This is a genomic window from Herbidospora solisilvae, from assembly GCF_009901565.1.
GTDB lineage: Bacteria > Actinomycetota > Actinomycetes > Streptosporangiales > Streptosporangiaceae > Herbidospora > Herbidospora solisilvae.
Genome location: NZ_WXEW01000007.1, coordinates 96336 through 116884 on the forward strand (window position 1 = coordinate 96336; position 20549 = coordinate 116884).

The window sequence follows — 20549 nt, forward strand, 5'->3', positions numbered from 1 at the left end:
CAGGGAAGGAGGGCGGCATGATCACTCATATTCGGATCGACGGCTTCAAGTCGTTCCTGGATTTCGAGCTGGACGTGCCGCCCCTTCTCGCTCTGGTCGGGCCGAACTCCAGCGGGAAGTCGAACCTCTTCGACGCGCTGACGTTCCTGCGGGAAGCGCCGTTTCCGAGGGCGTTGATCGATTCTCCTCGCGGACGGTCGCATGAGCTGTTTCACCAGGTCAACAAAGGTGACCCAGTGGTGTTCTTCCACGTGGTGGCGGAGACCCTGACACGCTTCGAGGCCGATCTGCTGGCCATGGTGAACCACAGCGAGGCGGGTCAGAGCAGCGGCCCGAGGTTCGCCTTCCTCTTGGGGCATACGCGTCTCGACCAGTTGCCTGAGAGCATCCGTGCCGGTGTCGCCGAGACCTCCGAGCGCGTCCGGCAGAGCGAGTTCGACCCCGCCCAGTCGATGGCCCTGCTGCACGGCGAGCGGGAGACCTGGCGGCTCTATCAGCCCGACCCGGTCCGGATGAGGAACGCGGCCGACGAGGCCGATCGCGGTGCGTTGCGGTCCGACGGCGGGAATCTGGCAGCCGTTCTGGGCAGGCTCCACGGCACCTCGGTGTTCGACGACCTGGTCAACGACTTCCTCGCGCTGACCCCCGATGTGGTGGGCATCGAGCCCTATCTCGACGAGCGGCGCGGGGAATGGCTCTTCGACGTCCTGGTCGACGGCGAGGGGAAGGTCGCGAGCAGGCTACTGTCCGACGGGACGCTCCGCATCCTCGGATTCCTCGCCGCGCTCCATGATCCGGATCACCCGGGCGTGATCCTGGTCGAGGAGATCGAGAACGGCCTGCACCCCAGCCGCCTGGCCGAGTTGCTCCAGCGGATCGAGCGCAGGGTCACCGACTTCAACGATCCGGCCTCGCTCAACGAGCCGCTTCGCCAGGTCATCATGACCACGCACTCCCCGGTGGTCGTCTCGGAGCTCTACCGGCTGCGCCGCGAGTCGCTGATCTTTCTCAACACGGCGGTCAGGGTCGACCCGGAGAACGACCGCGTCTCCCGCGTCACGGTCGCCAAGCCCGTCCGTGACGGGGGCGAGCCGGGCACGTTCGTCTCGCCCCGCCAGGTTCGGGCCTTCCTGAGCACCGTCGGACCGGTCTGATGGCACGACCGTTGGTTCCCGGGCTCGTCGCGGAGGGCCGAGAGGACGAAGACTTTCTCGGCGCAGTCATCTACCGCCAACTTCGCGAACTCACGTTGGAGTCGGCCACCAGCGCCGTCGACGTCGAACCGACCCAGATCGGCTCCTGCCGGTCAATCCGCGATCACACCCGCGTCGCCGAGGCCCTAGCCGAACTATCCGGCGATTGTCACGTGTTGTTCGTACACAACGACTCGAAGGAACGGCACAAGGCCGAGCAGGTCATCGGCGCCTGCCGGTTACGGGCACCGGTGGTCGGGCTCGTCCCCGTCAAGGAGACGGAAGCCTGGTTGTTGGCCGACCGCCGGGCGTGGGCCGACATCAGAGGAGCCAATCTCGACGCGCTCCCAGCATGGCCGAGAGACGTCGAGGGCATCCACGACCCGAAGCAGGCACTCAAGAACGTCATCCCTCGCAAGGGCGACGCGGCCGACTACGCAAAACGAATCGGACAGACAATCGATCTCGACACGCTGGCCCAGGTTCCCGCCTACAAGGAGTGGGTCACGCGGACGAATGATGTGTTGAAGGGACTCGGTTACCTATGAGCACTCCTACGCTCATGCCGTACGACGAGGCGTTGGAGAGGTTCGAGCCGGTGCTCGGCCTGGAGACCCACGTCGAACTCGGCACCCACTCGAAGATGTTCTGCGGCTGCCCGACCACCTTCGGCGCCCCGCCGAACACGCACGTCTGCCCGACCTGCCTGGCCTTCCCCGGCGCGCTCCCGGTCGCCAACGCCGCGGCGATCGAGTCGACGATCCGGATCGGTCTCGCGCTCAACTGCTCGATCGCCGAGTGGTGCAGGTTCGCCCGGAAGAACTACTTCTATCCGGACATGCCGAAGAACTACCAGATCAGCCAGTACGACGAGCCGCTCTGCTTCGACGGATACCTCGACATCACCGTCGAGGGGAAGACGGTCCGGATCGAGATCGAGCGGGTCCACCTCGAAGAGGACACCGGCAAGTCCACCCACGTCGGTGGCGCGACCGGCCGCATCCAGGGCGCCGACCACTCGATCGTCGACTACAACCGGGCCGGCATCCCGCTGGTCGAGATCGTCACCAAGCCGATCGTGGGCACCGACCGGCTCGCCCCCGAGGTCGCCCGCGCCTACGCCACCGAGCTGCGCGAGGTCATGCGCGCCCTGGGCGTCTCCGACGTCCGCATGGACCAGGGCTCGATGCGCTGCGACGTCAACGTCTCGCTGATGCCACGCGGGTCCTCCGAGTGGGGCACGCGTACCGAGACCAAGAACGTCAACTCCTTCCGCAGCGTCGAGCGGTCGGTCCGCGGTGAGATCGAGCGGCAGGCCGCGATCCTGGCCGAGGGCGGCCGGATCGTCCAGGAGACCCGCCACTTCCACGAGGACACCGGCCTGACCACGTCGGGCCGTTCGAAGGAAGAGGCGCAGGACTACCGCTACTTCCCCGAGCCCGACCTGGTCCCGATCGCGCCCGACCCGGCGTGGGTGGCCCAGCTCAAGGCGGAGCTGCCCGAACTGCCGTCGGTGCGCCGCGCGCGCCTCCAGGCGGAGTGGGGCGTCAGCGACCTCGACATGGCCGCCATGCACAACGCCGACGCGTTCGGCCTGGTCGAGGCGACCGTCGAGGCGGGCGCCCCGGCGGCCGACGCGCGCAAGTGGTGGATGGGCGAGCTGGCCCGCCGCGCCAACGAGAACGGCGTCGCGCTGGCCGAGCTGCCGATCACCCCGGCGCAGATCGCGCGGGTGACCGAACTGGTGAAGTCGGGCGCCCTGAACGACAAGCTGGCCCGCCAGGTCCTCGAAGGCGTGCTCGCCGGCGAGGGCTCGCCCGACGAGGTCGTCGAGTCCCGCGGCCTGAAGATCGTCAACGACGAGGGCGAACTGTCGGCCATCATCGACCAGGTCATCGCCGACAACGCCGACGCCGCCGACAAGATCCGCAACGGCAAGATCGCCGCCGTCGGCGCCCTCGTGGGCGGCGTCATGAAGGCCAGCCGAGGCAAGGCCGACGCCGGGCGCGCCCGCGCCCTCATCCTCGAAAAGCTGGGCGTCACCGAATAAGGCGCTACCGAACAAGGCGTTCTCCGCCCGGGCCTTCCCAGGCCCGGGCATTCCTTTTCTCCGTTACGGCTCCGCCCACCCCGGCCCCGCCCGCCGCCTCCGCCCCCCACCGCATCCGGCGCCCACCACCCGCTCCCGGTCCGCGCCGTGACGAACCACGTCTGCACCCCGTCGTCCTCAGGCCGCGGGGCGGCGTTCCACCCGGTGCTTGACACGCCCTCCAATGCCGCCATGTGACATAGCGCCGAAAAACACCACCACAAATCCCTGATCTGTTTCATCCGCACTCGCGCCTGCGCCGAATGTGTCATGACAGATCCCTGACAGCCGCGTCCCTATGGCACCTGGCTCTGTTATAAGAAGTCCGACGTCTCGCGCCAGAATCTCCTTCCACAGTCGCTTGACATGACCCCTGACAGGGTGAACCTCATGTTTTCGCGACATATCCAGAAGAGGGTGCTTTAGGGTTAACTGAAGGGAGTTTCCCCTGAGCCGGAGGAGAGCAAGGCGTGCGGAACGCCGAAGCGTCCATCGACCCGCCGACGGATCCGTTCGGGACGGACTCTGAGGCGGTCTCCGCACGTAAACACCCGGTTCGCGCGGGCGGTTCGTTGCCCCCGGGCGTGACGTCCGACATCTTCGGCAGTGCCCCGCTCGTCAAGTCGCCGCCCTCGGACGCCTCGTTACCGCCCCCGGCCAAGGTCGAGGTCTGGCCGGTCGCCGCGCCGCGCAAGGTCACCATCGCGCCGCTGCCCGCCGAGGTCGACGACCTGCCCGACGACGAGCGGCTGGGGTTCCGCTGGGTGCGGTCGGCCCTGATCGTCGTGGGCGGACTCCTCGTTCTCCTGTACGCCCTCCCCGCCTTCCTCATGGCCGGGAACGTCTACCCGGGCACCACCGTGCTGGGCGTCGACGTGGGCGGGATGAACGCCCGCGAGGCCACCGACCGGCTCACCACGGGGCTGGTCAGCGCGGCCACCAACGCCATCGTCGTGCGCCACGGGACCAAGAGCGAGCGGATCAGCCCCGAGCGCAGCGGGTTGTCGATCGACATCCCGGCCACCGTGCAGGCGCTGCCCATGGGGTTCCCCAGCCCGGCCGACATCTGGCGGGCGATGACCGGCGGGCGTGAGGTCACCCCGGTCGTCCGGGCCGACAGCGGGCGGCTGGGCGAGGTGGTCTCGACCCAGGTGGCGCGGGCCATGGAGCGGCCGATGGTCGAGGGCGACGTCACCTTCGACGGTCTGCGGCCCGAGCCGGTCTACCCCAAGGAGGGGACCACGCTCGACGTGCCCCGGGTGGTCGAGGAGGTGCGCGCCGCCTACCTCAACCCCGACATCATCGTCGAGGTGAAGCCCGTCGAGGCCGCTCCCCGCGCCACCCGCGACGGCGTGAACCGCGCCGTGGCCTGGGCACGCAGGGCCGTCGCGGCGCCGGTCACGCTGACCCACGGCGGCGTCTCGCTGGAGCTGGCGCCGGGCGACATCGCGGCGGCGCTGAGCTTCGTACCGGGCGACACCGGCGGGCTGGAGGCCCGGTTCGACGCCGCGGTGGCGACGCGGGGGATGCGGTTCGTGCCCGAGGACGAGGCGCCCCGCGACGCGACCTTCGTCATCGCCGACGGGCGGCCCAAGCTGGTGCCCGGCCGGCCCGGCGTCGGGATCGACACCTCCAAGCTGGGCGCGCAGATCATCGCCGTCCTCGGCCGCCAGAGCGCCCGCACGGTGACCGTGCCGCTGACCGAGCTCAAGCCCGACCTCGACGACAAGGAGGCGGCGGCGAGCGGCATCGAGGCCGAGCTGGTCAGGGTCGACATGAGCTACAGCTGCTGCCAGCCGCGCGTGACCAACATCAAGGAGACCGCCCGGCGCGTCAACGGCATGATCGTCCGCCCCGGCGAGACGTTCTCCCTGAACCAGGCGACCGGCCGCCGCGAGGGCCGCCCCGGGTTCGCCGGGCCCGCCGAGCCGACCGCGATCAGGGGACAGGAGGGCCGGGACGTCCCGGGGGTCTCGGTCGCCGGGACCGTCCTCTACAACGCCGCCCTCCGCAGCGGCCTGGAGATCGTCGAGGCGGTGCCGCACGAGTCGTTCCTGCCGCCCTACCCGGCCGGGGTCGAGGTGGCCGTCTCCTACCCCGGGCCCGACCTGGTCTGGCGCAACAACACCGACTACGGGGTGCTCATCCAGGCCTCCGCGACCGACACGGTGATGACGGTGTCGTTGTGGGGGACCAAGACCTACGACGTCACGATCTCCCAGAGCAACCGCACCCGGTTCACGTCCACCCCGGCGCTCGAAGGCCCCGAGGCAGGCTGCGTGGCCTCGGTGGGCAGCGCCGGGTTCACGATCGTGACGACCCGCGAGCGGGTGCGTCTCGACGGCACCGCCGAGACGCCCGAGAGCTGGAAGACCACCTACCGGCCGCGCGCCGAGATCGTCTGCCCGGAGGCGGGTACTTCGGGGTAGATCCACACGCGCGAGCCACGGTCGGCCTTCGGCCGCCCGCGTCTCGCTCAGCGCCCCGGGATGACCAGGATGCGGTCGTCGCCGTTCTTGGGGTCGCCGCGGCCGTCGCGGTTGCTCGTGCCGACCCACAACGAGCCGTCGGGCGCCGTCGCGACCGACCGCAGGCGGCCGAACTCGCCCTCGTAGAGGGACTCCGGGCGGCCCGCCGCGCCGTCCTGGGTCACCGGGACCTTCCACAGGCGCTCGCCGCGCAGCGCCGCCGCCCACACCGCGTGGTCGGCGTAGGCCAGGCCCGAGGGGGACGCCTCGTCGGTCGACCACGTCACCAGCGGGTTGACGAACCGGTCGTCGGCGGCGACGCCCTCGACCTCGGGCCAGCCGTAGTTGCCGCCCGCCCGGATCAGGTTGAGCTCGTCGTAGGTGTTCTGGCCGAACTCGGTGGCGTACATGTTGCCGCTCTCGTCCCAGGCCAGGCCCTGGACGTTGCGGTGGCCCATGCTCCAGACGAGGGTGCCGAACGGGTTCTCGGGGGCCGGCTTGCCGTCGGGCGTCATGCGGAGGATCTTGCCCGCGAGGGAGTCGCGGTCCTGGGACAACCCGCGATCGCCGATCTCGCCGGTGGCGGCGTACAGGAAGCCGTCGGGGCCGAAGGCCAGGCGGCCGCCGTTGTGGATGCCGCCCTTGGGGATGCCGGTCACGATCGGCTCGGGGTCGGACAGGGCGCCGTTGTAGCGGTAGCGGACGATGCGGTTGTCCTGGGCCGAGGTGAAGTAGACGAAGATCTGCCGGTCCCGCTCGTACTCGGGGGAGACCGCGATGCCCAGGAGGCCGCCCTCTCCCGACGCGGCCACCCCGGCGACGGTGCCGACCTCGGTCTTGCGGCCCGACGGGGCCACCTGGACGATCTGGCCCGAGTCGCGTTCGGTCACCAGCGCGTCGCCGGTGGGCAGGAACGCGATGGCCCACGGCACCTCCAGGCCCTCGACCAGCGTGCGCGGCCCGTCGGCGGGAGCGGAGGTCTCCGTGGCCGTCGCGGCCAGCGGGGTCGGGGTCACGCCCGTGCCCCCTCCGGTCTCCGCCGTGCAGGCGGCGGTGCAGCTCACCGTCAGTGCCGCCGCCAGCGTTAGCAGCCCGGTCCGGCCTACGCCCATCAGTCACACCCTTCTGTACCGGTCATTAGGGTTATCCCCTGTGAAGATCTGGGTGGCCCCGCAGGCCGAGTCCGCTGTCCCGACTGACCTGGCCGACGTCGAATACACGCTCTTCGACGGACGCGACCATCCCGAGCCGCCCGGGGCCGAGGACGTCGAGGTGTGGGTTCCCCCGCTCATCCCGGTGCCGGACATCCCCGGGTTGCTGTCGCGGATGACACGTTTGCGCCTCATCCAGACGGTTACCGCCGGGGTCGAACCCTACCTGCCCCACGTCCCCGATGGCGTGTCGCTGTGCAACGCCAGGGGCGTCCACGACGCCGGAACCGCCGAGTGGGCGGTCGGCGCGATGATCGCGATGCAGCGCGAGTTCCCCCTCTTCGTGCGCGCCCAGGAGCAGGGCCGCTGGGCCTACCGGCACACCGGCGTCCTGGCCGACTCCACGGTCCTCATTCTCGGGTACGGCTCCATCGGCGCCGCCCTCGAACGACGGCTCGCCGGGTTCGAGGTCGAGGTGATCAGGGTGGCCAGGAGCGCCCGCGACGGCGTCCACGCCGAGTCGGAGCTGCCCGATCTGCTGCCCCGGGCCGACGTCGTGGTGCTGCTGGTCCCGGCCACGGCCGCCACCAAGGGCCTGGTCGACGCCGCGTTCCTGGCCCGGATGAAAGACGGCGCCCTGCTCGTCAACGCCGCCCGCGGGCCCGTCGTCGACACCGGAGCGCTGCTGGCCGAGCTCGAATCGGGCCGGCTGCGGGCGGCGCTCGACGTCACCGACCCCGAGCCGCTGCCCGAAGACCATCCGCTCTGGAAGGCGCCCCACCTGCTCATCACCCCTCACGTCGCGGGCAGCACGCCCGCCTCGACCAGGCGCGCTCTCGTCTATGTCGAGGCGCAGCTGCGAAGGCTGCACGACGGCCGTCCGCTGACCAATATCATCAGCGGGGGCTACTGAATCTGGTTCCGGACCGTAGCGAGGCCGTGACCTCGGGTCCGTACCGTGAATTCCTGTTTATCAGATCGGTGACGACTGGGCCGATGTCCCCATCAGGGGCGGCACCGGCGCGCAAACTGACGATGTGACCGGAAGTAAAGGGCGACGAGCGTGAACGGCACGCGTGACCCCAGGGTCTCGCTCATCGCCGCTGCCGGGCTCGGCGCGGCGGTCATCGCCGCTGCCCTGATAGCGGGGGGATCGGCCTCCGCGGTGACGGCGGTGGCGGGCCTGGTGACGGGCCTGCTCGCGGCGGTCTCGCTGGTGGTGGCCTCAGGCCGGATCATCTTGGGCGAGCGTGACACGAGCGACCGCCGCGAGGCCGTGGGCTGGCGCTGGCTGGCCGGCGGCGCGCTGACCTGGCTGGCCGGGATCGGGGTGCGGCCGGTGGCCGAGGGCACCGCCTTCGTGCTCACCTTCGCCGACCTGATGCTGCTGGTCGGGGCGCTGCTGCTGATGATCGGCTGCTGGCTGACCTCGCTGCCGCCGCCGCAGAGCCGTGGCCTGTTCCGCCAGATCAGCGACGGTTACCTGTCGGCCGCCTCCCTGTTCGCCATCACCTGGGCGCTGCTGCTCGCGCCGATGTTCGCCAAGGCCGAGGAGCCGGGCGCCTTCTACACGACCCTCGCGCTGCCCCTGCTGTGCCTGCTGGCGACCTGCGCGGCGGCCCCGTTCGTCGCGGTCTCCCGGGCCGCCAACCGGGCGGTCGGGCTGGCCGGGCTCGGCGTGCTGTTCGCGGTCACCGTGGCCGAACTGGCCACCGCCGTCTCCCGCCTCAACGGCGTCGACCCGGTGATACCCGCCGGGCTCGTCGCCCCCCTGGGATTCCTCGCCCTGGCCGTCGCTCCGTGGATCGAGGAGGCCGGACGCCGCCGGGTGCCCTCGGATCAGCGCAACGCCGCGACGCCTCCCGTCGTGGTCACCGTCACCCCCTACGCGCTCGTGCTCGCGGCCGTGGTCGTGGTGGCCGTGAAGGCCGTCGGCGCCACCGGCGACGTGCTCATGCCGGTCGTCACGGTGTCGGCCGTGGCCGTGCTGCTGGCCCGGTTGCTGATCGTCATGCTCTCGGCCGACGGCATGCGGCGGCAGATGGTCGTGAGCGAGCGGCAACTCCGGCAGCTCGCCGAGAACACCGGTGACGTCGTGCTGATGGTCGACCTCGAAGGGGTCGTACAGGAGATCAGCGACGGCGTCGAGACCACCTACGGCTACGCGCCCGCGAGCCTGCTCGGCCAGCCGATCGTCGACTACGTCCACCCTGAGGACGTGCCCGTCATCCAGGCGCTGCTGCGCCAGCTCGCCGAAGACGACGGCAACATCGAGCGCTACGGCACCTGCCGGCTGGCCTGCCGGGTCCGCGCCGCCGACGGCACCTGGCGGCCCACCGAGTCGGTGGCGACCCGCGACGTCCGCCGCGAAGACCTGATCCTGGTGACCACCCGCGACGTGTCCGACCAGGTGGCGCTGCGCAACCAGGTCACCCACCTGACCTTCCACGACGGCGTGACCGGGCTGCCCAACCGGGCCTACTTCGAGGAGCGCACCCGCGAGGTGCTCGCCCGCTCGGCCGGCACCGCCGTGATCTTCCTCGACCTCGACGGCTTCACCGGCGTCAACGACTCCGTCGGCCACGCCAGCGGCGACTACCTGCTCGGCCAGGCCGCCCGGCGGCTGCGCCAGGCCCTGCGGGCCGACGACACGCTCGCCCGGTGGGGCGGCGACGAGTTCGCCGTGCTGCTGGAGGCCGGAGTCGACGCCCAGATGGTCGTCGACCTGGCCGAACGGCTGGTCCGGGCGGTCTCCCAGGAGCCGTTCCGAGTCGCCGACCGCGACATCGCGTTGACCGCGTCGGTCGGGGTGGCCTTCACCGAAGACGACACCTCGGCCGCCGACCTGCTCCGCAACGCCGACGTGGCCATGGCCCGCGCCAAGGGCCTGGGCGGACGCCGGGTCGAGGTCTTCGCGGCCCACATGCACGCCGAGGCCGTACGCCGCCTCGAAACCGCCGCCGACCTCCAGCGCGCCCTGCTCGACCAGCAGTTCGCGATCGAATACCAGCCCGTGGTCGACCTGGCCACCTCGCGCGTCACCGCCGTCGAGGCGCTGGTGCGCTGGTGCCGGGGGAGCGGCGTGTTCACCCCGCCCGAGCAGTTCCTCGGCACCGCCGAGGACACCGGCCTGATCGTGCCGCTGAGCGAGTGGATCCTGCGCGAGGCCTGCCGCGAGGTCGCCGAATGGCGCGCGGCCAACTGGGACATCGGCCTGTCGGTCAACCTGTCGAAGCGCCAGATCATGGCGGCCGGCTTCGTCGAGACGGTGTCGGAGGCCCTGTCCGACAGCGGCCTGCCCCCGAGCGCCCTCACCCTCGAGGTGATCGAGGAGATGCTGGTCGAAGACGCCGAAGACACCATCGGCAAACTGTCGGACCTCCGCGCGCTCGGCGTCCGTCTGGCGATCGACGACTTCGGCACGGGCTACGCCTCCCTGGCCCTGCTCCGGCAGCTCCCGGTCGACATCATCAAGATCGACCCCTCCTTCGTCAGCGGCCTGGGCCGCGATGAGACCCTCAGCCTCCTGACCCGCACGATCGTGCGCCTGGGCCACGACCTCGGCCTGATCGTGGTGGCCGAGGGCATCGAGCGCCCCGAGCAGCTCGACCTGCTGCGCGAGATGGGCTGCAGCCGGGGCCAGGGCTACCTGGTGGGCCGCCCGATGGCCGCCCAGGGCGTGAGCTCTTTGATCCGCACCAGCCTGACGGCCTCGGCCTGACACGGCCGACGTCTCATTTCGTGAGACGTGCGTCCCACAGGATTTGACGACTGCCCGTTTCATCGGACAAGGTGGGTCCATGCATCGCGGTGGGATCCTCCTCGTAGTACTTCGCAGGCGCGCCTGACGAAGTCCGAAGTCCTGCGCGCGCCGCCCCAGTCCCGCTTCAGCGGATGGGGCATTTTTTATGCCGGAACACGCCCAGCTCAGCCTCAAGGAACGAGCCGATGACCGAACAGATGACAGGTGCTCAGGCCCTCGTGCGGGCCCTGGAGCAGGTCGGGGTCGACACCGTGTTCGGGATCCCCGGCGGTGCGATCCTCCCCGCCTACGATCCCCTCTACGACTCCAAGAAGGTCCGGCACGTGCTCGTGCGTCACGAGCAGGGCGCCGGGCACGCCGCCGAGGGCTATGCCCAGGCCACCGGGCGGGTCGGTGTCTGCATGGCGACCTCGGGTCCCGGCGCCACCAACCTGGTGACCCCGATCGCCGACGCCTACATGGACTCGGTGCCGATCGTGGCGATCACGGGCCAGGTCGCGTCGGCCGCCATCGGCACCGACGCCTTCCAGGAGGCCGACATCTCCGGCATCACGATGCCGATCACCAAGCACAACTTCCTCGTCACCGACGCCGCCGACATCCCCCGCACGATCGTCGAGGCCTTCCACATCGCGGCGAGCGGGCGTCCCGGCCCGGTCCTCGTCGACATCTCCAAGGACGCGCTCCAGGCGACCACCACGTTCACCTGGCCCGTCCAGATGCAGCTTCCGGGCTACCGCCCGGTCACCCGCCCGCATTCCAAGCAGATCAGGGAGGCGGCCCGGCTCATCGCCGAGGCCAAGCGCCCGGTCCTGTACGTCGGCGGAGGCGTCCACAAGGCGCAGGCGTCGGCGGAGCTGTTCGAACTGGCCGAGCTGACCGGCATCCCGGTCATCACGACCCTGATGGCCCGGGGCACCTTCCCCGACAGCCACCGGCAGCACCTCGGAATGCCCGGCATGCACGGCACGGTCGCGGCGGTCGGCGCGCTCCAGCGCAGTGATCTCATCATCGCGCTGGGCGCCCGCTTCGACGACCGGGTCACCGGCCGGCTCGACACCTTCGCCCCGTACGCGAAGGTCGTCCACGCCGACATCGACCCGGCCGAGATCTCCAAGAACCGCCACGCCGACGTGCCGATCGTCGGTGACTGCAAGGAGGTCATCGCCGACCTGGTCGCGGCGATCAAGGCCGGTTCCGTGCGCGGCGACTACACCGAATGGTGGCGCCACCTCGACGCCTACCGCGAGACCTACGCCCTCGGCTACGAGACCTACGAGGACGGCTCGCTCGCGCCGCAGTACATCATGGAGCGCATCGGCGCCCTGGTCGGGCCCGACGCGATCTACACGGCGGGCGTCGGCCAGCACCAGATGTGGGCCTCGCAGTTCATCGGCTACGAGAAGCCGGGCTCGTTCATCAACTCCGGCGGCGCGGGCACGATGGGCTTCGCCGTCCCGGCCGCGATGGGCGCCAAGATGGGCCGTCCCGACAAGGACGTGTGGGCCATCGACGGCGACGGCTGCTTCCAGATGACCAACCAGGAGCTCGCGACCTGCGCGCTCGAAGGCGTCCCGATCAAGGTCGCGGTCATCAACAACGGCAACCTCGGCATGGTGCGCCAGTGGCAGACGCTCTTCTACGAGGAGCGCTACAGCAACACCGACCTCCAGTCGGCCCGCCGCATCCCTGACTTCGTCAAGCTGGCCGAGGCCTACGGCTGCGTCGGCCTGCGCTGCGAGCGGCCGGAGGACGTCGACGACACCATCCGCAAGGCGATGGAGATCACCGACATGCCCGTCGTGATCGACTTCGTGGTGCACCAGGACGCCATGGTCTGGCCGATGGTCGCCGCCGGCACCAGCAACGACGACATCAAGTACGCCCGTGACATGGCGCCGAAGTGGGAGCACGAAGACTGATGAGCAGGCACACCCTGTCCGTTCTGGTCGAGAACAAGCCTGGCGTGCTCGCCCGGGTCTCGGCCCTGTTCAGCCGCCGCGGATTCAACATCGACTCGCTCGCGGTCGGTCCGACGGAACACGCCGACGTCTCCCGCATGACGATCGTCGTGAACGTCGAGGACCTGCCGCTGGAGCAGGTCACCAAGCAGCTCAACAAGCTGGTGAACGTCCTCAAGATCGTCGAGCTCGACACCGCCCAGTCGGTGCAGCGCGAACTCATGCTGATCAAGGTGCGGGCCGACGCCGACTCGCGCAGCCACGTCCTGGAACTGGTCAACCTGTTCCGGGCCCGCTGCGTCGACGTCGCCCCCGACGCGGTCACCATCGAGGTCACCGGTACGGTCGACAAGCTGGAGGCGTTCGTGCGCGTCCTTGAGCCGTTCGGCATCAAGGAACTCGTGCAGTCGGGCATGGTGGCCATCGGCCGCGGTGCCCGGTCGATCACCGACCGCTCGCTCCGGGCCCTGGACCGGACCGCTTAAGAAACCCTGAAAGGTTTATCGAAGTGACTGAGATCTACTACGACAACGACGCCGACCTGTCGATCATCCAGGGCCGCCACGTCGCCGTCCTGGGCTACGGCAGCCAGGGCCACGCGCACGCCCTGAGCCTGCGCGACTCCGGCGTCGACGTCCGCGTCGGACTCCCCGAGGGCTCCAAGAGCCGGGAGAAGGTCGAGGCCGACGGCCTGCGGGTGCTCAGCCCGTCCGAAGCGGTCGAAGAGGCCGACCTGACCATGATCCTCGCGCCCGACCACATCCAGCGCCACCTCTACGCCGAGCACGTCGCGCCGAACCTGGTCGAGGGCGACGCCCTGTTCTTCGGCCACGGCCTCAACATCCGTTACGGCCTCATCGAGGCCCCCGCGGGCGTGGACGTCGCCATGGTCGCCCCGAAGGGCCCGGGCCACCTGGTCCGCCGCCAGTACGCGGCCGGCCGCGGCGTGCCCTGCCTGGTAGCCGTCGAGAAGGACGCCACCGGCAACGCCTGGCCGCTCGCGCTGTCGTACGCGAAGGGCATCGGCGGCACCCGCGCCGGCGCGCTCAAGACCACCTTCACCGAGGAGACCGAGACCGACCTGTTCGGCGAGCAGGCCGTGCTCTGCGGCGGCGTGTCCGAGCTCATCAAGGCGGGCTTCGAGACCCTGATCGAGGCCGGCTACCAGCCGGAGGTCGCCTACTTCGAGTGCCTCCACGAGATGAAGCTGATCGTCGACCTCATGTACGAGGGCGGCATCCACAAGATGTACTGGTCGGTCTCCGACACCGCCGAGTACGGCGGCTACAGCCGCGGCCCGCGCCTCATCAACGACGAGACCAAGAAGGAGATGCGCCGCATCCTCGACGAGGTCCAGTCGGGCGAGTTCGCCCGCGAGCTCGTGGCCGAGTTCGACGGCGGCCAGAAGCGCTTCCAGCAGTACCGCGACGAACTGGCCGAGCACCCGATCGAGAAGACCGGCGCCAAGCTCCGCCCGATGATGAGCTGGCTCCAGAACCAGGCGTAGTTTGACTGCGCGTGCTCCGCACGCGCGGTTCGGCCGCTTTCAGCCGGTGTCTTCCTTCGTCACTACGGTTCGCTTCGCTCTCCTGCGTTCCTCAGTCCAGACACCGGCGCGGCCGAACGGGCCTGACGACTGAACCCGGTCCCTTTCACCAAGGGGCCGGGTTTTGTCGTTGGCCATGGTCGAAGGAGGTCGTGTGACCGGCCAGGCGAAGGCATGGCGAAAAGATGAGGCCCGGCTCCCTTGATCAGGGGGAGCCGGGCCTTGTCGCGATCAAAGGGGGACCGACACCAGGAAGGCGCAGTCGCCGAAGCTGATCTCGTCACCGTTGCGGACTCGGGCCGGGCCCACCAGGCGCCACCCGTTCAGGCGGGTGCCGTTCAGTGAGCCCAGGTCGACCAGCAGCCAGTGGTCTTCTTCTCGTCGCAGTTCCGCGTGGATCCGCGAGACGGTCAGGTCGGCCAGCACCAGGTCGCAGGCTGAGCCGCGCCCCACGACGTACCGGATCCGCGTGTCGGCCGGCAATGCGAGGCGGGGGAGCTTGGGGCGGCGCCAGGCCGCCCGGAGACGGGTGCTGAAGTCGGACACCGAGCCGACGAGGTCGGTGGCCCGCCGCCGGAACCTGCCCCGCTGGGGCAGGTCGGCGACGAGTTGTTCGAGCTCTGCGGCGCTGCGGGCGCGCAGGGCCTGGTCGACCCTGCCGACGAACGTCTCCATGGAAAGGTGGCCTTCGGCCGCCCGTTCACGTAGCTCGTTGAGCGCACGCTCGCGGTCCTCGTCAGAGGCGCGCACGTGTGGCTCGGAGCTCATGTCTGGAGTATCCGCTTTCCGTCAGGCCGGTGTCCAGATAGCCCCTAACGTCAGGGCTTCGCGAAGTCTTGGGTCCAGTATGGCCCACCCGCGGCCACGTGACCCACGCCGATGTGCGTGTAGGTGCAATTCATGATGTTCGCCTTGTGGCCGGGGCTGTTCATCCAGCCCTGAACGACCTGGGCGGCCGTCTGGTAGCCCTTGGCGATGTTCTCGCCGGCGGCGCGGAAGCTGAACCCGGCCTGCTTGAGGCGGTCGCCGAACGAGCGGCCGTCGGCCGAGTCGTGGCTGAAGTAGTTCTTCGCCGACATGTCCGCCGAGTGGTTGAACGCGGCGGTGCGGAGCTTGGCGTCGTGCGTCAGGGGACCGCAGCCGCCCTTGGCGCGCTCGGCGTTGGTGAGCCGCACGACCTCGTTCTCGACCGCCGTGCCGACGGTGGAACCACTGGGGGTGGCCGACGGGGTGGCGCTGGGCGAGGCGCTCGGCGACGCGCTGGGCGAGGCCGACGGCGAGGGGGACGGCGCGGGGGCCGGGGTGCACGAGGTGATGTTCACCCGGCGCGAGTTGACGACCTGGCCGAAGCGGCCGGTCACCTGGGTGTAGTAGACGCCGGGGACGCAGTTCGCGCGGACTCGCAGCTTCGCGGTGCGGACGACCTTGGAGCCGCTCTTGAGCGTGGTGTCCGGGCCGGCGACCGACTGCTTGATGCGCACCCGGACCCTGGTCTTGCCGAAGCAGCGGCCGGTGCGGGAGCCGACGGCGGTGAGCTGGCCGAGCTGGTTCACGGCTGGTTTCGAGGCGACGATGCGGCAGCGCGCGGCCTCCGCCTGCGCGCTCGCCGCCGAGGCAGAACCGACCGCCGGGAGAGTGGCGGCCAGCAGCACACCGGCGCAGAGGAGCGCGCGGAGTGAAGTCTTCATGAACTTCCTTCCAGGGGTGGGGTTCCGAAGCTCTGGAATGGAACCGAAGTATGGCCTGGTCGGAGCCGTCGTGCGAGGAAAACCGTCATATTCGGTGACCTGGCTGAGATCATCCTGTTACGGAATCCCTGATGGCCACGTTCCAATCGATGCCTCTGTGATTTAGGTCACATCCTGTGAAACCTGAGACATCTTGGCACTGGTGAGGTCGTATTTGAAGGTCATCAGGACCCCCAGGAGGATGATGACCGCGGGCACCACCGTGATGCCGATGAGCACCGCGAACTCGGCGCTCTCGGGCTGGACGACCGGGTTGGCCGGGTCCGACTCGCGGAAGCCGCCGATGGCCAGGGTCGCGCCGTAGATGGTCGCGCCGAAGGCGGCCACCGCGCTCTCCACCGCCGTCCACAGGCCGGTGAACACGCCGCCGCGCCGCTTCCCGCTCACCATGCCGTCGTACGCGATCACGTCCGCCAGCATCGAGAACTGCAGGAGCTGGAGGCCGGCGTACCCGACGCCGACCACGACGATCACCGCGTGGGCGTACACCGGCCCGAAGAGAGGGGTGGCCACGGCCGCGACCGCCCCGCTCATGAAGAGCACCCCGGACAGGATCATGGCGCCGCGCTTGTCGAGCTTCTTGGCCAGCCACACCCACAGCGGCATCGTCACGAGCATCGGCCCGACCAGCGCCGCGAACAGCGTCGTCGTCGCGCCGGTGCTGCCGACCGTGTACGCCGCGAAGTAGGGGGCGCCGGCCAGCATGACGTACGCGCCGAGGGTCTGCGCGCTGCTCAGGCCGAGCAGCCACATGAACGGCCTGGAGGTGCGGGCCGCTTTGAGCTGGGCCTTCAGGCTGGCCTCCGGCTCCGCCTGGCCGGTGTAGGGCGCGCCCGCGGTGCCGAAGAACGAGGCCAGCATCGCGAGCAGCAGGATCACGCCGAAGACCACGCCCATGAGCCGGTAGCCCTCGACGGTGTCGCCCGCCAGGATCGGCGCCAGGATGCCGCTCATGCCGATGCCGATGGCGATGAAGATCATGCGCCACTGCAGCAGCGACGTGCGCTCGTGGTAGTCGTGGGTCATCTCGGCGGGCATCGCCTTGTAGGGGACCTCGTAGAGGGCGTACCCGCTGGCCGCGATCAGGAAGGCGGCCCCGACGAAGAGCGCGGCCGGGACGCCGGTGAGCGGCGGGCCGATGAACATCACCACGAACGCGACCGGCAGGATCGCCGCCCCGCCGAGCAGCCACGGCCGCCGGGGGCCCCACCGCGACACGGTCCGGTCGGACCACTGGCCGACGAGCGTGTTGGCGATCAGGTCCCAGGCCTTCGGCAGGAACACCACGACACCGGCCAGCAGCGGATCGACGGCCAGCACGTTGGTCATGTAGATGAGCAGCAGCAGGCCGGGGATCGTGGTGAAGTTCGCCGTGCAGAAGGAGCCGACGGCATAGCCGAGGCGCACTCGGGTGGGGACCGTGACCATGGCCGCAATTCAAGCCCAATCACGGTAAATCGGATAGGGAATCGATCAGTCCGTTACGTCGGCACAGACGACGTGCGCACCCAGTTCGATCATGCGCCGTTCGGTGTGCGCGTCGGCCACCCGCGCCATCAGCACCGGAGCCTCGCTGGCGGCCAGTTGCGGCAGCCGGGCGCGCACCCCGCGATGGAGGTCGCGGACGATGTCCTCGGCGTTGGCGGTGTGCACCTTCACATGCAGCATGATCCCCTGCGAACCCGAGACGGTCCGCGCGGCCGAGATCCACACGTGGTGGACGACCGGGATGTCGCGCAGCAGCTCGGCGATGGCCACCCGCAGGGCGGGCAGTATCGGGTGGTTCGTGCGCTGGTATCCGGGGTCGACCACCTGCATCGCGCCCGACAGATGCTGGCGCGGCTGCGGGATCCAGGGCGCGGGCGCGGCGGGGGCGTGCTGCTGCACCGGCGGGACCGGCGCGCCCAGCGGCATCGGGGCCGCGGTGCGGACCGGCGGCTTGGGGATGCGGTCCATGCTGCCGGTCGCGTAGGCGTTCGGCGTGGCGCCCGACAACACGGGATGCGGTCCGCTGCGGGTCTGGCGGAGGTGCCGCTGGAGGTCGTCGATCGGCACGGCCGCGGCGGCGGGCCCGGCGGCGTCGATGACGATCTCGCGGACCCCGGTCACCCGCTGGATGTCCAGGATGGTGTCGGCGTCGCAGACCGACAACGAGTGGCTGCCCCGGTGGCGCGCGTAGGTCGCCGGACCGGTGTAGCCGAGCAGCACCCGTTCGCCACTCTGCGTGGTGCCGAGCACCACGGAACGATCGGGCCGGACGGCGACCAGGATGCCCCAATCCGCCAAAGCGGCGAGAAGTTGGTGCGGACTGCCGTGCTGGGCGAGCACTTCGCCGAGAGCGGGATTCCCGATGCTCATATGCTGAACCATAGGTACCGAACCACGATTTAGCAGGCTAATCGCCAAGATTAGGTGCGATCAATACCAACTTGGCGGCTGGGGGGATTGGCGCGGTCCAAGCGGGGTATGCCACCAAATCTGCCGTTTACGTGAGGGATTCTCACGACTCCCCTGGGTAACAGCCGTCTCGTATGCCGGATCCTCCGAAGGCTCTCCGAAAGGCGCGGATAGACTCGTCGGCGACCGATGAAGTGAGATGCGGGCGGCCGGAGGTCGACCGTGCCTCGCGCTCGTGAATCTGCCCTTAGAGTCGTCACGTTCGAAGGAAATCATCCAGTGAACAAGCCCGTCGTACTGGTCGCAGAGGAGCTCTCCCAGGCCGGTCTCGCCGTCCTCGGAGCGGACTTCGAGGTCCGTCAGGTCGACGGAGCCGACAGGTCCGCGTTCCTTCCGGCTCTCTCCGACGTCGACGCTCTGATCGTGCGCAGCGCCACCCAGGTCGACGCCGAGGCCGTGGCCCACGCGCCCAAGCTCCGTGTGGTGGCCCGCGCGGGCGTCGGCCTCGACAACGTCGACGTCGAGGCGGCCACCAAGGCCGGCATCATGGTCGTCAACGCGCCCACCTCGAACATCACCAGCGCCGCCGAGCACACCGTCGCGCTGATCCTCGCCTCGGCCCGCAACGTCGCCCAGGCCCACACCGCCCTCAAGGGCGGCGAGTGGAAGCGGTCCAAGTACACCGGCGTCGAGCTCGACGAGAAGGTCGTCGGCATCCTCGGCCTCGGCAAGATCGGCCAGCTCGTCGCGCAGCGCCTCGCGCCGTTCGGGGTGGAACTGATCGCGTACGACCCCTACCTCCCGGCGGCCCGCGCGGCGGCCATGGGCGTCCAGCTCGTCTCGCTCGACGAGGTGCTGGCCAAGGCCGACTTCATCACCGTCCACCTGCCGAAGTCCAAGGAGACCATCGGCCTGATCGGGGAGCGCGAGCTCCACATGGTCAAGCCGAACGTCCGCCTGATCAACGTCGCGCGCGGCGGCATCATCGACGAGAACGCCCTCTACTCCGCCATCAAGGAGGGCCGGGTCGCCGGCGCCGGCATCGACGTGTTCCCCAAGGAGCCCGTCACCGACAGCCCGCTGTTCGAGCTCGACCAGGTCGTCGTCACGCCCCACCTCGGCGCCTCCACCCATGAGGCCCAGGAGAAGGCCGGCACCCAGGTGGCCCGCAGCGTGAAGCTCGCCCTCGGCGGCGAGTTCGTGCCCGACGCGGTGAACGTCCAGGGCGGCGCGGTGGCCGAAGAGGTCAAGCCGGGCCTGCCGCTGACCGAGCGGCTCGGCCGGGTCTTCACCGCCCTCGCGGGCGAGGTCGCCACCCGCCTGGTCGTCGAGGTCCGGGGCGAGATCGCCTCGCAGGACGTGCGGGTGCTGGAGCTGGCCGCCCTCAAGGGCGTCTTCACCGACGTCGTGGAGAACGGCGTCACCTACGTGAACGCGCCGCTGCTGGCCCAGGACCGGGGCACCGTCGTCGAGCTGGTCACCAGCCCCGACAGCCCCGACTGGCGCAACGTGATCACCGTCCGCGGCGTGCTGGCCGACGGCCGCACCGTCTCGGTCTCGGGCACGCTCTCGGGCCCGCGCCAGATCACCAAGATCGTCGAGGTCAACGGCTTCACGATGGAGATCGAGCCGACCGACCACCTGGCGTTCTTCACCTACACCGACCGTCCCGGCATCGTCGGCATCGTCGGCCGCCTGCTCGGCGAGCAGAGCGTCAACATCGCCTCCATGCAGGTCGCCCGTGGCGCCAAGGGCGGCAAGGCCCTGATCGCGCTGACCCTCGACTCGGCGGCCCCGGCCGACGTGGTCGAGCAGATCGCCAGCGAGATCGGCGCCGACAGCGGCCGGGTCGTCGACCTGGAAGGCTGATCGTCCAACCCGGAGGCCGCGCCCGTTCCCAGAACGGGCGCGGCCTTTGCCGTCTCATGGGATGAGATGGTAGGTCGTCCTACGAGACGGCTGGGGTACTGTGACAGGGATGCGTCGGGTTCTCGTAATTACCTGCCGCGGCGGGGTCTGATCCAGCAGGCCGGCGACCCGCCGCGGAGTCGTGGCGTGCCGACCTCCCTTTCTCTTTCAGAGCTGGAGACCCTCATGTACGACATGTATCCGTGGAACCGTCCCGAAGACACCGACGACGAGGTCGCCGAGGCCCTGCAGACGGCCCTCGACCGGCGCGACAACGGCGGCTCGCCCGAGCGCTGACGCGACATTCCGTATGGTGAGATCGTTG

The 20549-nt window shown here is 69.8% G+C and carries 16 protein-coding genes; 11 read left to right on the plus strand and 5 right to left on the minus strand.

Annotated features, from left to right (window positions below; translation table 11 throughout):
• Positions 1-17: 17 nt before the first annotated feature.
• The 4 genes from GT755_RS23580 (at position 18) to GT755_RS41260 (ending at position 5711) form a co-directional block, all read left to right on the plus strand.
• The gene (locus tag GT755_RS23580) at positions 18-1154 is read left to right on the plus strand and encodes an AAA family ATPase (protein WP_161481834.1); all 1137 of its coding nucleotides are present in this window, start codon (positions 18-20) and stop codon (positions 1152-1154) included.
• Positions 1154-1741 (plus strand): DUF4276 family protein, encoded by a 588-nt coding sequence (locus GT755_RS23585; protein ID WP_161481835.1) that lies wholly within the window; start codon positions 1154-1156, stop codon positions 1739-1741. The genes GT755_RS23580 and GT755_RS23585 overlap by 1 nt, the downstream gene beginning before the upstream one ends.
• A complete protein-coding gene (gene gatB / locus GT755_RS23590; RefSeq protein WP_161481836.1) occupies positions 1738-3243 on the plus strand; it encodes an Asp-tRNA(Asn)/Glu-tRNA(Gln) amidotransferase subunit GatB in 1506 nt (501 codons plus the stop codon). Before GT755_RS23585 ends, gatB begins: the two co-directional genes overlap by 4 nt.
• Positions 3244-3866: 623 nt before the next feature.
• On the plus strand, positions 3867-5711 hold the full coding sequence (locus GT755_RS41260; protein WP_161481837.1) for a VanW family protein: 1845 nt from the start codon (positions 3867-3869) through the stop codon (positions 5709-5711).
• 47 nt (positions 5712-5758) lie between these two features.
• Here GT755_RS41260 and GT755_RS23600 read toward each other — a convergent pair whose 3' ends face one another.
• Positions 5759-6862: a PQQ-dependent sugar dehydrogenase gene (locus GT755_RS23600; RefSeq protein ID WP_161481838.1), complete on the minus strand. Its 1104-nt coding sequence runs from the start codon at positions 6860-6862 to the stop codon at positions 5759-5761.
• A gap of 40 nt (positions 6863-6902) precedes the next feature.
• Between GT755_RS23600 and GT755_RS23605 the strand changes: the two genes are divergently transcribed.
• The 5 genes from GT755_RS23605 to ilvC all read left to right on the plus strand — a co-directional run bounded on the left by GT755_RS23605 (position 6903) and on the right by ilvC (position 14132).
• Positions 6903-7814: a 2-hydroxyacid dehydrogenase gene (locus GT755_RS23605; RefSeq protein ID WP_328794475.1), complete on the plus strand. Its 912-nt coding sequence runs from the start codon at positions 6903-6905 to the stop codon at positions 7812-7814.
• Positions 7815-7964: 150 nt separating this feature from the next.
• Positions 7965-10622: a putative bifunctional diguanylate cyclase/phosphodiesterase gene (locus GT755_RS23610; RefSeq protein ID WP_328794476.1), complete on the plus strand. Its 2658-nt coding sequence runs from the start codon at positions 7965-7967 to the stop codon at positions 10620-10622.
• A 173-nt stretch (positions 10623-10795) separates the two neighbouring features.
• A complete protein-coding gene (locus tag GT755_RS23615) occupies positions 10796-12586 on the plus strand; it encodes an acetolactate synthase large subunit (RefSeq protein ID WP_161481839.1) in 1791 nt (596 codons plus the stop codon).
• Positions 12586-13110 (plus strand): acetolactate synthase small subunit, encoded by a 525-nt coding sequence (ilvN, locus tag GT755_RS23620; protein ID WP_030456565.1) that lies wholly within the window; start codon positions 12586-12588, stop codon positions 13108-13110. Before GT755_RS23615 ends, ilvN begins: the two co-directional genes overlap by 1 nt.
• 32 nt (positions 13111-13142) lie before the next feature.
• Positions 13143-14132 (plus strand): ketol-acid reductoisomerase, encoded by a 990-nt coding sequence (gene ilvC / locus GT755_RS23625; protein WP_161482200.1) that lies wholly within the window; start codon positions 13143-13145, stop codon positions 14130-14132.
• A gap of 270 nt (positions 14133-14402) precedes the next feature.
• Here ilvC and GT755_RS23630 read toward each other — a convergent pair whose 3' ends face one another.
• The 4 genes from GT755_RS23630 to GT755_RS23645 form a co-directional block, all read right to left on the minus strand.
• Complete coding sequence (locus GT755_RS23630; protein WP_161481840.1) at positions 14403-14939, minus strand: DUF1707 and FHA domain-containing protein; 537 nt, start codon at positions 14937-14939, stop codon at positions 14403-14405.
• Positions 14940-14989: 50 nt separating this feature from the next.
• Positions 14990-15859, minus strand: coding sequence for a CAP domain-containing protein (locus GT755_RS23635; protein WP_161481841.1), 870 nt, complete (start codon positions 15857-15859; stop codon positions 14990-14992).
• 162 nt (positions 15860-16021) lie between these two features.
• Positions 16022-17347, minus strand: coding sequence for an MFS transporter (locus tag GT755_RS23640; protein WP_161481842.1), 1326 nt, complete (start codon positions 17345-17347; stop codon positions 16022-16024).
• 45 nt (positions 17348-17392) lie between these two features.
• Positions 17393-18277: a hypothetical protein gene (locus GT755_RS23645; RefSeq protein WP_161481843.1), complete on the minus strand. Its 885-nt coding sequence runs from the start codon at positions 18275-18277 to the stop codon at positions 17393-17395.
• Positions 18278-18595: 318 nt separating this feature from the next.
• Between GT755_RS23645 and serA the strand changes: the two genes are divergently transcribed.
• Positions 18596-20185: a phosphoglycerate dehydrogenase gene (gene serA, locus GT755_RS23650; RefSeq protein ID WP_161481844.1), complete on the plus strand. Its 1590-nt coding sequence runs from the start codon at positions 18596-18598 to the stop codon at positions 20183-20185.
• Positions 20186-20371: 186 nt separating this feature from the next.
• Entirely contained in the window at positions 20372-20521 is a 150-nt protein-coding gene (locus tag GT755_RS38680) for a hypothetical protein (RefSeq protein WP_202610445.1), read from the plus strand.
• Positions 20522-20549: the final 28 nt, after the last annotated feature.